A 13091-nucleotide genomic window follows, 5' to 3' on the forward strand; every position below is an offset into this window, starting at 1 on the left:
ATGGGCGCGTGTTCCAAAACGAGGCTCCTACCTGACTTGGCGCCACAGGAATTCGTAGCTGGTCGCCAGCATTTTTGCCGTGGACTCGTTGTCCGTCGACCCAGCATGGCCGCCACCGGATGGTTCGTGGTAACGCACATTCTCGATACCCAGATCCATCATCTTGGCCGCCATGACCCTGGCCTGCGACGGCCCCACGCGGTCATCCGAGGTCGTCGTCCAGATCAGCGACGCCGGGTAGTCGTCATTAGCGTGCGGCTGGTCGGAGAGCCGGTGCACCGGGGAGAAGGTTCGCAGGAACTTCCAATCCTCCGCGACCTCGGGATCGCCGTATTCGGCAATCCAGGAATGGCCGGCAGCCAGCTGGGTGTAGCGCTGCATGTCCAGCAACGGGACCCCGCAGGAGATCGCGCCGAACAGCTGCGGGTATCCGGTGATCATGTTGCCCATGAGCAGCCCGCCGTTCGAGCGTCCGGTAGCCGCCAGATGCGCCCGCTGGGTCACTCCGCGGGCCACCAGGTCCTCGGCGATGGCCGCGAAGTCCTCGTAAGCGCGGTGGCGATTTTCGCGCAGCGCAGCGCGGTGCCAGTCCGGGCCGTATTCTCCGCCGCCGCGGATGTTGGCCATGACGTAGACCGGTCGGCGGCCGGCCGCGGTGCTGCGGCTGAGCCAGCCGGCGCCCATGGCCGGTGCATAGCCGGGAGTCATGCTGTGCTGGAATCCGCCGTATCCGTCCATGAGCACCGGGTTCTTCCCGTCCAGCGGCATCTCCCGAGCAGATACCTGGAAATACGGCACCCTGGTGCCGTCGGCGGACCGGGTGAAATGCTGGGTGACTTCGAAGCCCGATGCGTCGAAACGTTCGGGCGAGGTCTTGACGACGCCCTGTCCGCCTGTCACGGTGCCGCGCAGCAGCGTGGTCGGGGTGGTGAAGCCGGTAACGGTCATCCAGTAATCGTCCGGGTGCTCGGCATCCTCGTCGTCCACTGCTGCCACCGAGACGCTGAGCATCGGGTCTTCCAGCGGGAGGGTCGACTGATCAAAATTCTTGATCAGATCGATGACGCGGACCTCTGCGGCCACGTCCTTCAAGACCGTCAGCAGCAGGAAGTTCGCGGTGAAGCTCAGCGACTGCAGCGAGGTTGCGGGATCCGGGGTGAACAGCAGCCGCTCCAGCGCACCGTCCTCCAGGAACGCATCCAGCTTGGCCAGCGCCAGCGAACCGGCGGGAATCACCTGGTCCTGGTGAGTCCAGTCGGTCTGCGGGGCCAGAAGCAGCCACTCGCGATGCAGGCTGACCTCCACATCGGTGGGCACATCGATGGTCCGATGCTCCGCGCCGTGCAGCACCCCGGTGCGCGAATTGTAGAAGTCGATGGCATCGGTGGTGATGATCCGCTCGAATCCCGGGGTGGAGTCGAAGTAGCCGAAGGCGGCCACGTGCCCCAGATCCACCTCGTAGACGACCTCGGCGGCTTCCAGATCCGCCCCGCGGGCAAGCCGGCGCAGGGTGCTGGCGTAGGTGGAGCGTGTAGTGTTCGCCTCGGTGGTGGCGGAGCCGACCAGCAGGGTGTCCGCATCGATCCACGAAACGTTGGTCTTGGCCACCGGCAGGTCGAATCCGTCCTCAGGGAAGCTGAGGGTTTCCAGATCGAACTCGCGTACCCGCACCTGGTCGCCGCCGTCGGGGCTGAGCCGGATCAGGGCGCGGCGATGCGGCTCGCCCTGCGCGGGGCGCAGCAGCTGCGAGCCGGCGAAGTGCCACTGCCTGCCTTCCTGCTCGGCGTAGGCGTCGAGGTCCAGCAGGGTCTCCCACCGTGGCGACTCGCTGAGGTAGGAATCCCAGGTGGTGCGGCGCCACAGGCCCAGGCGGTGTTCGGCGTCTCGCCAGAAGTTGTAGTAGTGGTTCCCGCGCTTGGTGACCATCGGGATGCGGTCCTGGGAATCCAGCACGGTCTTGATGCCGTGGACGGTGCCGTCGAACTCGGCATCGCACAATTCGGCGTCGGTTCGCTCGGTTTGCCGGCGGACCCAGTCCAGGGCGGCTTCGTCGTGGATTCCCTCCAGCCATGAGTAGGTGTCGGGCAGATGGGCGGCGGTGGCGGCGCGGTCAGTCATGCTCACAGTCTAAGGCGCGGTGCGGGGCGGCCGCCGGAGGGTAATACCCTAGGAGTGTGAGCACCTTGACGCAGAACCCCCGACCCGAGTTCAGCCTGGCCATCGTCGGAGCCGGGCCGCGCGGCACCAGTGTTGTCGAGCGCCTGGCGGCGCTGGCCCTGCGGCTTCCCGACGCGGCGGTGCGGGTGCGTGTGACAGTCTTCGATTCCTGCCGCCCGGGCTCGGGCCACGTCTGGGACCCCAGGCAGTCGGATCACTTCCTGATGAACACCCCGGCTTCTTTCCCCACGGTCGCCCCGGAACGGCGTGGTAGCGAGCCCGGGCTGAGCTTCCGCCAGTTCGTCGACGCCCAGGGAGACGGAAAACGGATGAGCGAAGCCCATGCTGCGCAGCTGCACGAAATCCAGGATGGCACCTATCCCGCCCGGGCGCTCTACGGTGAATACCTGGAGCACGTGTACGACAGCAGCGCAGCGGTGCTCGCCGCCCACCCGGGTTTCGAGATTTCCCATGTTCAGGCCGAGGTCGTTGCCGTGCGCCCCGAAGCGAACGGCTACCGCGTGGAATTCCGCCGCGGCCCGTTGGGACAGGGCGCGGCGGAAAGCCTGGAAGCCGACGGTGTGGTGCTGGCGCTGGGGCACCAGAGCGCGGAACTGAACCCGTGGCAGAAGCAGCTGCAGCGCTCGGCGGCCCAGTCCGGCGCCACCTACCTGCCGCCGAACGTCCCCGCAGACCTGGACTACTCGCAGTTCGCCGCCGGCCAGCCCGCGCTGGTCAGGGGGCTGGGGCTGAACTTCTTCGACGGCATGGCGGAGCTGACCGCCGGCCGCGGAGGCATCTTCCGTGAGGTCAGCGACGAGCCGGGCCTCCGGTTCGAGTACGTGGCCTCCGGGCGCGAACCCCAGCTGGTTGTCGCTTCGCGCCGCGGGACGCCGTACTGGGGCAAGCCTGTGGTGGACCAATTCATCCCGGAAGAGATCAGCCTGCACTACTTCGACGCGGGGGAGCTGATCGGCAAGCTGGCCGAGTCGCGCGCCGGAAACCCGGAGGCGGCGCTGGTCTTCTCCCGCCACATCTGGCCGAGACTGCACCGCGACATCCTGCTGGCCTATTACCGGCAGTGCGCCGTGAACTGCGACGGCCGCTGGGATGTCCCGGCCGTCGACTTCATCCGCTCGCTCGAAGCGATCCTGGACGCAGAGCACCACGAGGGCAGCCAGGTCTGGCTGGGCAAGCTGCGCGAATTCATCGCAGGCTTCCCGGAGATCGAATGGCTGGATGTGCCAGCCCTGGCCCGGCCCTTCGACGAGGTGGGCTTCGAATCCAGCGAGCAATTCCAGCAAGCGGTGCGCGACTACATGCAGGACAACGCCCGGCGCAGCGCCGGCGGACTGGAAGATCCGCTCTCCCGAGCCATCATGACCATGAACCTGGGCCGCATGGTCATCAAGGACCTGGTGGCCATGGGAATCCTTGACGAGCAGTCCCGCATCGAGGAGGTGCAGGCGCATTTCGAGCCGCTGGTCGAAGGACTGTCCTCCGGCCCGCCGCTGCAGCGCATCGAGCAGCTGCTGGCGCTCTCGCGCGCCGGACTGGTGACCTTCGTCGGGCCGGAACCCGAGTTCGGTTTCGATGAGGTCAATGGCCAGTTCACCGCCTCGTCGCCGTGGGTGGACTCCGAGGTGCACACGGCGCGGACGCTGTGCGAGGCGATGATGCCGGCAAACCGGGTCCTGCAGAACGACACCCCGCTGATCACCCAGCTGTTGGCCGAGCATGTGGCCCGGGTGCACACCTGGAACAACGCCGAGGGCGAGGTGCTGCCGGGCAGCGGCTTCGACGTGGTGGGACAGCCCTACCGGCTGGTCAACAGCGAGGGGATGGCGCACCGGGGGATCTTCGTGTTGGGCCTGCAGCTCTCGTCGGTGCAATGGGGCACGGCCATTGCCGCCCAGGCCGGGAAGACCGAGAGTCCTGCAGCCAGAACCCTGCAGGACGCGCAGCATGTGGTCAACGAGGTCGCACGGCTCGTGGGGCTTCCCTACAATGAGCTGCAACTGGAGCATGGGGCACCCGCACACGAGATGCAGCCGTAGCGGTTGGGGGAACCGGCGGGCATGAAAAAACCTCCGGAACTCGGGAAACCGAGAACCGGAGGTTTCTACTCACGCGGATGGTATGGGATTTGAACCCATGAGACGGGGTTGCCGCCTACTGGTTTTCAAGACCAGCTCCTTCGGCCGCTCGGACAACCATCCAACCCGAAAAATTATACGGCATGAATAGCTAGGGACAGGAATTGGCAACGATGAAGGACGTTATGAAGGCCTATATTTACCGCGAAGCCGGAGGCCCGGAAGTGATCGAAGTCCAGCAGCGCGAAGCGCCTGCCGCGGGCCCCGGAGAGGTGCTGATCAAGACCGCGGCGTTCGGGCTCAACCGGGCCGATGTCCAGCAACGCCGGGGAGTCTACCCGCCGCCGCCCGGTGCCAGCGACATTCCCGGTCTGGAGGTTTCCGGAACCATTGCCGCACTGGGCGAGGGGGTCACCGGATGGAACCTCGGGGACAGGGTCGCCGCGCTGCTGGCCGGCGGCGGCTACGCCCAGTACGTCAACGTCGCCCAAGAGCTGCTGATCCGCATTCCGGAAGACCTTTCCTTCACCGACGCGGCAGCGCTTCCCGAAGTGGCCGCCACCGTAGTCTCCAACCTGTTCCTGGAAGGCGGGCTGCGCCAGGGGCAGAGCCTGCTGGTCCACGGCGGTGCCGGAGGCATCGGCTCCATGGCGATCCAGCTGGCCAAAGCCGCCGGTGCCACCGTCTACGTCACCGCCTCCTCGGCCGAGAAGCTGGAATACTGCGCGCGGCTGGGCGCGGACGCGGGAATCAACTATAAGGACGAGGACATCCTGGAACGCGTCAAGGAGCTGACCTCCGGCCGCGGGGTGGACCTGATCCTGGACGTCGTGGGCGCCAAATACCTGCAGCTGAACCTCAAGGCGCTCGCCGTCGGGGGCCGGCTGGTGGTGATCGGCCTCCAGCAGGGTGCCAAGGCGGAGCTGAATCTGGGACTGCTGCTGGCCAAGCGCGCCAGGATCATCGGCACCACGCTGCGGGCGCGGCCGCTACCTGAGAAATCCGAAATCATCCGGGAAACCGTACGGCGCGTGCTGCCACTGCTGTCGGCAGGCAAGCTCGAGCTGAACGTCTCCAAAACCTACGATTTCTCCGAACTGGCTAGGGCCCATGAGTATTTCGACTCCGGAGCGCATACCGGAAAAATTGTCATAAAAGTTTGATTTATCCCCATCGGATGGGCGTAGAGTGACAGGCGTATCCCCAATATCGTGACCTGCGGCATGGTCGCGGGTCACGTGCATCACTTGTCCCCATACGAGGAGGTTGCTCCGAGTGAGTACCCAGAACACCCTGCCGCCGGCCGGTGTGGACCCGGAGATCGCCGAACAGGAAGAGAAAAAGTGGACCCCGCTGCGCATCGCGGTATGGGTTGCCATTGCCCTGATCGGCGGCATCGCCTGGTCCATGCTGGCGTTCTCCCGCGGCGAGACCATTAACGCCATCTGGTTCGTCTTCGCCGCGGTGGCGACCTACCTGATCGCCTACCGCTTCTACTCGAAGTTCATCGAGCGCAAGATCGCCAAGCCCAACGACTTCCGCGCGACCCCGGCCGAAAGCATCAACAACGGGCGCGACTACGTGCCCACCGACCGGCGCGTGCTCTTCGGACACCACTTCGCCGCCATCGCCGGCGCCGGACCGCTGGTCGGCCCGATCCTGGCGGCCCAGATGGGCTACCTGCCGGGCACCATCTGGATCATCGTCGGCGTGGTGCTGGCCGGAGCGGTCCAAGACTACCTGGTCATGTTCTTCTCCATGCGCCGCGGAGGCCGTTCGCTGGGCCAGATGGCCCGCGAGGAACTTGGCCTGATCGGCGGCACCGCCGCATTGATCGCCACCCTGGCCATCATGATCATCATCACCGCCATCCTGGCGCTCGTGGTGGTCAACGCCCTGGGCGAATCCGCGTGGGGCGTCTACTCGGTCGGCCTGACCATCCCGATTGCGCTGTTCATGGGCGTCTATCTGCGCTTCATCCGACCGGGCAAGGTCTTGGAAGTGTCGATCATCGGCTTCGCACTGCTGATGTTCGCCATCATCTCCGGACGCTGGATCGCCGAGTCGCCCTGGGGCGCCGAGCTCTTCCATCTGGATCGCACCACCATCGCCTGGGCCATCATCATCTACGGCTTCATCGCCGCGGTGCTGCCGGTCTGGCTGCTGCTGGCCCCGCGCGACTACCTGTCGACCTTCATGAAGATCGGCGTGATCTTGCTGCTGGCCGTGGCGATCCTGGTGGTCCAGCCGCAGATCAGCGTCCCGGCCGTGTCCGAGTTCGCCTCGCGCAACGACGGACCGGTGGTGGCCGGGCATCTGTTCCCGTTCCTGTTCGTGACGATCGCCTGCGGCGCGCTCTCCGGCTTCCACGCCCTGATCTCCTCGGGCACCACCCCGAAGCTGGTCGAGAAGGAAAAGCAGACCCGCTTCCTGGGCTACGGCGGCATGCTGATGGAATCAATGGTGGCCATCATGGCGCTGGTCGCGGCGATCTCCATCGACCGCGGCGTGTACTTCGCGATGAACGCCTCCTCGGCGGCCACCGGCGGCACCGTGGAAACCGCGGTGGCCTTCGTGAACTCGCTGGGCCTGGCCGGGGTGAGCCTGGAACCGGGCACGCTGACCGAGCTGGCGAACAACGTCGGCGAGAACAGCGTGGTCTCGCGCACCGGCGGTGCGCCGACGCTGGCCGTGGGCATCGCCCACATCATGCACCAATGGTTCGGCGGCACCGCGATGATGGGCTTCTGGTACCACTTCGCGATCATGTTCGAGGCGCTGTTCATCCTGACCGCCGTTGACGCCGGTACCCGTGTGGCCCGCTTCATGCTGCAGGACACCATCGGCAACTTCATCCCGAAGTTCAAGGACAACTCGTGGCGCCCGGGCGTCTGGGTGTGTACCGCCATCATGGTGGCCGGCTGGGGATACATCCTGATCCTCGGCGTGACCGACCCGCTGGGCGGCATCAACACGTTCTTCCCGCTGTTCGGCATCTCCAACCAGCTGCTGGCCGCCATCGCGCTGGCGGTGGTCATGGCCATCATGGCCAAGCGCAACCAGTTCAAGTACCTGTGGGTGGTGGTGCTGCCGCTGGCCTTCGCCGTGGTGGTCACGTTCGTCGCCAGCTGGCAGAAGATCTTCTCCCCGGACGTGAAGGTCGGCTACTTCGCCAACCACTTCGCGTACAAGGACGCGCTGGCCGCCGGGGAGACCTCGCTGGGCTCGGCCAAGACCGTCGAAGCCATGGAAGCGGTGGTCCGCAATACCGGCGTCCAGGGCTGGCTGTCGGTGATCTTCCTGATCCTGACCGCCGTGGTCATCACCTCGGCGATTGTCGCCACGGTGAAGGCCAAGATCAACGGCGGAGGCGAGGACAACGAGGATCCGGTGGTCGAATCCAGGATGTACGCCCCGTCGGGACTGATTTCCAGCCCTGCCGAGAAGGAGCTGGCGGCGGCCTGGAAGCAGGTTGCCCCGGAGCACCGGATCCACCGGGGCGGTCACTAGCGATGGCCGGCCTGCGTGAACGCCTGGGCCAGGCGAAGCGGTTCGTCGACGGGGTGCTGGGAGCCGACAAGTACCAGCACTACCTGGAGCACCACGCGCGGACCCATCCGGGGCAGACCCCGATGACCGAGCGGGCGTTCTGGAAGGACTACTCCGACTGGCAGGACAAGAACCCGCAGGGACGCTGCTGCTGACGCGGCGCGGATACCCGCGGAGAACGGGCAACCACCCTGTGGTTGCCCGTTCTTCCGTTGCGGGCCGATGAAGTCCACTTCGATACTCCACGCGGCGGTACTGCCCGGTAGGCTTGGTACTGACTTGAAACGACGACCTGCAAAGTAGAGCGATGGCATTCTTCTCACGTTTGCGCGCACAGCGTGCGGCAAACCGCGAATTGGGCGAGGGCGTCTGGCGCCGCGCCCACGATCGCTTCACCCGCTCCCTGGACCGGATTTTCCAGGTGCTCGAAGGCATCAACGACGTCGAGATCTACAACCAGCTGGTGGCACCGGCCAACGAGATGGCCGAACTGCTGCCCGTGGTGCGCCAGCTGTGCACCGACGCCCAGCGGATCACCCCCAGCGACGACGAAGCCATTCCGCAGTCCACCGCCGGCGTGCACCGCTCGCTGACCAAGTCGGCCAACGACCTGGCGACCACCGCGCAGGTGATCGCCATGATGCGCATGCAGGCCGAAGCCGGTTCGCCGATCAACATCCTGTCGGTCGAGCACCGCGCGCAGATCGTGAAAGATGACGTCAACCAGGCTGCGCAGCTGCTGGCATCACTCAAGTAACGCCGCCTTACGAATTTCCTGAAAGCACCTGCGGGTGCGGCTTGGGATGCACTAGATTGGGTGCATGACCCAAACTGTTCCAGAACTGACATTCCACGACGGAAACACCATCGACCAGCTTGGCTACGGCGTGTGGCAGGTGCCGGACGCTGAAGCCGAGATCGTGGTCGGCAAGGCCATCGATGCGGGCTACCGCCACATCGACACCGCCAAGATCTACGGCAACGAAGAAGGCGTCGGCCGCGCCATTGCCTCGGCCGGCATTCCGCGCGAAGAGCTGTTCATCACCACCAAGGTATGGAACGCCGACCAGGGCTACGAGAACACCCTGGCCGCCGCCGATGCCTCCTTGCAGCGCCTCGGCCTGGACTATGTCGACCTGTACCTGATCCATTGGCTGCAGCCCAAGCGCGGCACCTATGTGGACACCTGGAAGGCCTTGATCCAGCTGCAGAAGGATGGCAAGGCCAAGTCCATCGGCGTCTGCAACTTCACCGTCGAGGCACTGGAAGAGCTCTACGCCGAGACCGGCGTGCGCCCGGTGATCAACCAGGTGGAGACCCACCCGTACTTCCCGCAGTCAGAACTGCGCGCCTACGAGGCGCAGCACGGCATCCTGCACGAGTCCTGGTCCCCGCTGGGCCAGGGCGGCGACCTCCTGACCGACCCGGTGCTGGTGAAGATCGCCGAGAAGCACAGTGCTTCCGTGGCGCAGGTGGTCATCGCCTGGCACCTGGCCCTGGGCAACGTGGTGATCCCGAAGTCCGTGACCGAGTCGCGCATCATCGAGAACTTCGCTTCGCTGGAGCTCACCCTGGACGACGAGGATCTGGCCGAGATCAACAGCCTGGACCGCGGGGCCGAAGGCCGCATCGCCGCCGACCCGGCCACCGCAGACTTCGCCTAGACCCTGATGCGGATGCGAAAAGGTCCTTGGTTTCAACTGAAACCAAGGACCTTTTCTTCACATGGAGCCCCCTGCCGGATTTGAACCGGCGACCTGCTCTTTACGAGGGAGCTGCTCTACCCCTGAGCTAAGGAGGCCTGCACCTGCAAGCAGGCACTGTGTAACTTTATCCAAGTAGAACTCGCAACGTCAAAACGACAGGCGAATTCGGGCCAATAATTAGCAGACGGTATCCGCTTCGGGGACCTTGCCGTCGATCAGGTAGCCGTCGACAGCATCGGTGATGCACTGGTTGGAGCGTCCGTAGGCGGTGTGGCCGTGGCCCTCGTAGGTCAGCAGGGTGGCGTTCTCCAGCTGCTCGGCCAGCGACTGCGACCAGGCGTAGGGGGTGGCCGGATCGCCGGTCGTGCCGACCACCAGGATCTCGTTGGACCCGGGGGCATCCAGCGACTCGGGCTGGCCGGTGGCCTTGTAGCTCCACTTGTCGCAGGTGATGTCTCCGTAGGCGAGGTACTTGCCGATCGTCGGGGAGGCCTCTTCAAGCGCCTTGGCCTCCGCGTCCATGGCCTGCTCGCTGGCGTCCATCGGGCGGTCCAGGCAGTTGATCGCGGTGAACGCATCGGATGAGTTGGACCCGTAGCTGCCGTCCTCTTGGCGGTCGGCGGACAGGTCGGAGAAGTACAGGATCTGATCCACGTCGCCCTGCATGGCCGCGGCCATGCCCTGGGTCAGGTACGGCCAGTTCATGTCGTCATACAGCGGGATGATGAAGCCGTTGATGAAGTCGATGATCGGCACGGAGCGCCCGTCCGAGGACTGCAGCGGCTGCTCTTCGAGGCGCGCGAAGAAGTCCTGCAGCTGGGTCTTCGCCTCGTCGAGATTTCCGGTGAACGGGCAGTTCTCGCCCTCCAAGCAGTTCTGCAGCCAGGCGTCGATCTCGCCCTCGAAGCCTTCGGCCTGGGCCAGGGTCAGCTGCTGCGCGGTGGCCAGCGGGTCCATGGCGCCGTCCAGCACGAACCGGCCGACCTTCTGCGGGAAGAGGTCGGCGTAGGTGGAGCCGAGGAAGGTGCCGTAGGAGTAGCCCAGGTAGTCCAGCTGCGTGTCGCCGAGCACGGCGCGGATGATGTCCATGTCCTTGGCCGCGGAGACGGTGTCCACGTGGCCCAGCAGGTCGCCGGTGTTCTGTGCGCAGTCCTTGGCATAGTCCTCGGTGCCGGCCTCGACCTCCTGGCGGTCCGCCGGGTCCCAGGCCTTGAGGTTCTCCTGACGGCTCTCGTCGATTTCCTCATCGGTCTGGCAGGTCACCGGGGTGCTCGCACCCACGCCGCGGGGATCGAAGCCGATGATGTTGTAGGCGCGCTGCAGGTCGTTGCTGAGCATCAGCTGCACCGAGTCGGTAACCAGGTCCAGCCCCGAACCGCCCGGGCCGCCGGGGTTGACCAGCAGGTTGCCCTGCGCGCCGTCGACGGCGCGGCGGTTCAGCGCCAGGGTGATGCTGTCTTCTTCCGGCGCGGAGTAATCCAGCGGGACCTTGATGTCCGCGCATTCGATGGTGCTGCCGCACTTCTCCCAATCGATCTGCTGGGTGTAGTACTTCTGAAGCGCCGGGACCTCGGTCTTCGCGGCGTCGGCGGCGGCGCCTGCGCCGTCCTCGCCGGAAGTCGGCGCGCAGGCGGTCAATGCCAGGGCGAGCGCGGCGGCCAAGGCTGTCAGGCGGTACATGGTGCGTCGTGCGGGCAAGATGGTGGTCTCCTTGGGGTGGAAGCGCCGTCCGGGCAGCGGGTGGGGAGGCTAGCGGCGGCCGGGGTTCTGCAGCAGCCGGGTCATGAGGGCCTCGAGCGCCATGAGCTGGTTGACGTTGGCGGCGATGCGCCGGCGGGCTTCGTCGATCGCGTCGATCTGCGACAGGGTCTTCTCGCGGCTCTGGTGCGCGGCGAAGGCATTGAGCTTTTCGCGCAGGTGCTCGTTGACCAGCTCGACCCGGGTATCCAGCTGCAGGCTGAGCACGTCGCGGAAGAAGGTGGTCAGATCGGTCAGGGTGCGGTCGATGGCGTCGAAGCTGGCGCGGCGGGCGAAGCGCTTGGCGTTCTCCTCCAGCTCGCGGAACTGCCCGCGCAGCCCGGCGGGGATGTTCTCCTCCTCGCCCAGCCCGTTGGCCTTGCGCAGCTCGGAGACCTTGTGCTGCAGGTCGGCGCCGGTGATGTGCTCGGCGCGTTCGGCGGAGAGCTTCGAGATCTCCGCGGCGGCCTCCATGGCCTGCGGCAGGGTGGTCACGCGCAGGGGCAGGGTGACGACCTTCTCACGCTGGATGCGGGCCTGCTCGTCGCGGGCCAGCAGGCGGGCCACGCCGATGTGCGACTGTGAGGCGCGGGCGGCGAAGCGCGCCAGTTCAGCATCCAGCCCGTCGCGGCGGACCAGCAGCTGGGCGACGTCCTCGGTGGAGGGGATGGACAGGTTCACCGCGCGGCAGCGCGAGCGGATGGTGACCAGCACGTCGGCCGGGGAAGGAGCGCACAGGATCCAGATCATGTTCGCCGGCGGTTCCTCGATGGCCTTGAGCATCACGTTGCCGCTGCGCTCCGACATGCGGTCGGCGTCTTCGATGATGATGATGCGCCACCGGGCCTGGGAGGCCTTGTCCTGGGCCTGGGTGATGATCTCCCGGACGTCGCGGACCTGGTACTCGAACTTCTCGGTTGAGATGAAGGCGACATCCGGGTGCTTGCCCGAAACGACGCTGACGCAGGTGGGGCAGGTGCCGCAGCCGGCGGGGGACGCGGTGCACTGCAGCGCCGCGGCAAAGGCGCGCGCGGCGGTGGTGCGTCCGGAACCCGGGGGACCGGTGAACAGCCAGGCATGGGTGGGTTCACCCTGGTCGACCTGCTCGGTCAGCGTGGTGATGACGCGCTGCTGCCCGGCCAGGTCAGCGAAGACCGGGCGGATCACAGCAGGCCCTCCAGATGCGCGGTGATCTGCTCCTGCAGCTGCTCGATGCCCTGGTTGGCATCGATCACCAGGTAGCGTTCGGGCGCCTGGGCGGCCAGGTCGGCGAAGGCGGAGCGGATGCGCTCGTGGAAGTCGTCCGGCTCGGATTCCAGCCGGTCCGATTCCTCGACGCCGCCGGTGCCGGCAATGCGCCGGGAACGGCCGTCGGCTGCGGAGATGTCCAGCAGGATGGTGGCATCCGGCTGCAGGCCTCCGGTGGCGAAGCTGTTGATGGAAGCCACCGCGTCCACGCCCAGTCCGCGTCCCACGCCCTGGTAGGCCAGGGAGGAATCGACAAAACGGTCGCAGACCACGTGGGTGCCGGCTTCCAGCGCCGGGACGATGACCTGCTGGACATGGGCCGCGCGGGCCGCCGCGTACATCAGGGCTTCGGTGCGCGCGTCGATCTCGCCGTGGCCGTGCTCCAGCACCAAGGTGCGCAGCTTCTCGCTGATCTGGGTGCCGCCGGGTTCGCGGGTGGTCAGCACGGTGGCGTTGCGCTCCTTGAGCCACTGGCTGGTGCGCTGGACCTGGGTGGACTTGCCGGCGCCGTCGCCGCCTTCGAAAACGATGAACAGACCGCGGGCAGGGGCAGACGAATCGATACTCACCCCACTAGCCTAACGAACCTCGCTGAGAT

10 protein-coding genes and 2 tRNA genes are annotated in these 13091 nt (G+C 66.2%); 6 read left to right on the forward strand and 6 right to left on the reverse strand.

The window, feature by feature from the left end; translation table 11 throughout:
* Positions 1-27 precede the first annotated feature (27 nt).
* Positions 28-2118, reverse strand: a complete 2091-nt coding sequence (locus tag JQN66_RS02755) for a prolyl oligopeptidase family serine peptidase (protein WP_204676567.1) — start codon at positions 2116-2118, stop codon at positions 28-30.
* Positions 2119-2183: 65 nt separating this feature from the next.
* Here JQN66_RS02755 and JQN66_RS02760 point away from each other — a divergent pair, with 65 nt between their 5' ends.
* The gene (locus JQN66_RS02760; protein WP_204676568.1) at positions 2184-4214 is read left to right on the forward strand and encodes an FAD/NAD(P)-binding protein; all 2031 of its coding nucleotides are present in this window, start codon (positions 2184-2186) and stop codon (positions 4212-4214) included.
* Between the two features lie 74 nt (positions 4215-4288).
* Here the strand turns inward: JQN66_RS02760 and JQN66_RS02765 are convergent.
* Positions 4289-4376 (reverse strand) — tRNA-Ser (locus tag JQN66_RS02765).
* A gap of 62 nt (positions 4377-4438) precedes the next feature.
* Here JQN66_RS02765 and JQN66_RS02770 point away from each other — a divergent pair.
* The 5 genes from JQN66_RS02770 (at position 4439) to JQN66_RS02790 (ending at position 9466) form a co-directional block, all read left to right on the forward strand.
* Complete coding sequence (locus JQN66_RS02770; protein WP_204677458.1) at positions 4439-5416, forward strand: NAD(P)H-quinone oxidoreductase; 978 nt, start codon at positions 4439-4441, stop codon at positions 5414-5416.
* Positions 5417-5528: 112 nt separating this feature from the next.
* A complete protein-coding gene (locus JQN66_RS02775) occupies positions 5529-7763 on the forward strand; it encodes a carbon starvation CstA family protein (protein WP_229777443.1) in 2235 nt (744 codons plus the stop codon).
* A gap of 2 nt (positions 7764-7765) precedes the next feature.
* Entirely contained in the window at positions 7766-7957 is a 192-nt protein-coding gene (locus JQN66_RS02780) for a YbdD/YjiX family protein (protein WP_053797362.1), read from the forward strand.
* Between the two features lie 152 nt (positions 7958-8109).
* On the forward strand, positions 8110-8559 hold the full coding sequence (locus JQN66_RS02785) for a hypothetical protein (RefSeq protein WP_188949489.1): 450 nt from the start codon (positions 8110-8112) through the stop codon (positions 8557-8559).
* A gap of 64 nt (positions 8560-8623) precedes the next feature.
* On the forward strand, positions 8624-9466 hold the full coding sequence (locus JQN66_RS02790) for an aldo/keto reductase (RefSeq protein WP_188949487.1): 843 nt from the start codon (positions 8624-8626) through the stop codon (positions 9464-9466).
* A 62-nt stretch (positions 9467-9528) separates the two neighbouring features.
* Here the strand turns inward: JQN66_RS02790 and JQN66_RS02795 are convergent.
* From JQN66_RS02795 to tmk, 4 genes are all read right to left on the reverse strand, one after another.
* Positions 9529-9603, reverse strand: a tRNA-Thr gene (locus tag JQN66_RS02795).
* Positions 9604-9685: 82 nt separating this feature from the next.
* Positions 9686-11206, reverse strand: a complete 1521-nt coding sequence (locus JQN66_RS02800; RefSeq protein ID WP_239464115.1) for an alpha/beta hydrolase — start codon at positions 11204-11206, stop codon at positions 9686-9688.
* A gap of 51 nt (positions 11207-11257) precedes the next feature.
* Positions 11258-12412, reverse strand: coding sequence for a DNA polymerase III subunit delta' (locus tag JQN66_RS02805; RefSeq protein ID WP_204676569.1), 1155 nt, complete (start codon positions 12410-12412; stop codon positions 11258-11260).
* Positions 12409-13062, reverse strand: a complete 654-nt coding sequence (gene tmk, locus JQN66_RS02810) for a dTMP kinase (RefSeq protein ID WP_188949484.1) — start codon at positions 13060-13062, stop codon at positions 12409-12411. The genes JQN66_RS02805 and tmk overlap by 4 nt, the downstream gene beginning before the upstream one ends.
* Positions 13063-13091: the final 29 nt, after the last annotated feature.

This window comes from Glutamicibacter protophormiae, from assembly GCF_016894325.1.
Classification (GTDB): Bacteria; Actinomycetota; Actinomycetes; order Actinomycetales; family Micrococcaceae; genus Glutamicibacter; species Glutamicibacter protophormiae.

Excerpts from the sequence above, each read along its gene's own strand:
- JQN66_RS02755 (WP_204676567.1), bottom strand. The coding sequence starts at position 2,118 with ATGACTGACCGCGCCGCCACCGCCGCCCATCTGCCCGACACCTACTCA.
- JQN66_RS02770 (WP_204677458.1), top strand. The coding sequence starts at position 4,439 with ATGAAGGCCTATATTTACCGCGAAGCCGGAGGCCCGGAAGTGATCGAA.
- JQN66_RS02780 (WP_053797362.1), top strand. The coding sequence starts at position 7,766 with ATGGCCGGCCTGCGTGAACGCCTGGGCCAGGCGAAGCGGTTCGTCGAC.
- JQN66_RS02785 (WP_188949489.1), top strand. The coding sequence starts at position 8,110 with ATGGCATTCTTCTCACGTTTGCGCGCACAGCGTGCGGCAAACCGCGAA.
- JQN66_RS02790 (WP_188949487.1), top strand. The coding sequence starts at position 8,624 with ATGACCCAAACTGTTCCAGAACTGACATTCCACGACGGAAACACCATC.